Raw genomic sequence first — 1,066 nt, 5'->3', positions numbered from 1 at the left:
TCCAAAAGTACTAGGCCCTAATTTAAAAAGCCATTGATAATGGATCAAAAAAGGCCACTAGGGTATACCTTAATGGCGATTTCGTGTCTCACAATCTATTTAAGTTAGATATGTTCATTAGAACTGTCTAAATTAAACCCTATAACAGAGAATAATAGTGGCACAGTCTAAAATACATGATGTGTTTGAGAAAAACTTTCAAATAAGCTTTGTCCCTATATTAGGGACTATAACTGACAAATAACCCCTCAAAAACATTGAAAGAATAGCCCCCAATATCTATAATGTAGATATTGGGGGCTATTTTAATTTATTTTTTTATAAGTGCCCCTAAACTATAGCTATTGATTCAAGATTTCATGGGAGCCAGTTGCAACCAATAACAAAATCAATTCATCATGATCTAGCTGATAAATAACAATCCAGTTGTCATAATTTTTACCATAGTTTCCATATCTGGCAGGGTGAAATTCACGATAGCCACGCCAATTTCCTTTTAATGCATGATCTTTAATCTGTTTCAAAACAAGTACATCTTGTTCAACAATTGCTTCTAAACAAGGCTTCAAGACAGTTATTGGGAAATGTTTTTTGACTAGTTTTTTTAATTCACGTTCAAAAGATTTGGTCTGTTTAATTTGCATCTAACTTATCGATCCAATCTTCAAAGTCAGTCAATGAACCAATGTTTTTGACCTGCCCTGTTTCTGCTTCTTTTTTAGCGGCTAAGGCTTCCGGAGAATCTAAAAAGCTGACTAATCGAACTTCATTATTGGCCGCTTTAACTAACGATAAGCGTATATACTCAGAAACGGTTAGCCCTTGTTTTGCTAGATTAGCTTTAGCCCGTTCACTAATGTCAGGTGTTACACGAGTTGAAATTGTCTTGTTTTTAATAATAGTATTACTCATTCTAATCCGCCTCCTTTAAGTTTACCATCGTACTACATTATAATATTCGATTTTTAGGTTTTCTGCAACTAAATTAATTTTAAAGTAAAGGAACTAACAGCTTATGCAACAAGTTGTCTTACCCATCAAAGATTCAAACGTTCTCAAAGAGGTT

Annotated in this window: 2 protein-coding genes; both read right to left on the bottom strand. The window is 33.7% G+C overall.

Translation table 11 applies throughout. The features are described from left to right. Nucleotides 1–341 precede the first annotated feature (341 nt). Nucleotides 342–644 carry a type II toxin-antitoxin system YafQ family toxin gene (locus tag IV55_RS08825; protein WP_005917927.1) on the bottom strand — a complete coding sequence of 101 codons (303 nt, stop codon included), beginning with the start codon at nt 642–644 and terminating at the stop codon, nt 342–344. Further along, complete coding sequence (locus IV55_RS08820) at nt 634–912, bottom strand: plasmid mobilization protein (protein ID WP_003625288.1); 279 nt, start codon at nt 910–912, stop codon at nt 634–636. Before IV55_RS08820 ends, IV55_RS08825 begins: the two co-directional genes overlap by 11 nt. Nucleotides 913–1,066: the final 154 nt, after the last annotated feature.

Origin of the sequence: Furfurilactobacillus siliginis, from assembly GCF_001437435.1 — a bacterium.
Classification (GTDB): Bacteria; Bacillota; Bacilli; order Lactobacillales; family Lactobacillaceae; genus Furfurilactobacillus; species Furfurilactobacillus siliginis.
This window is presented reverse-complemented; position numbering and strand designations above follow the sequence as displayed.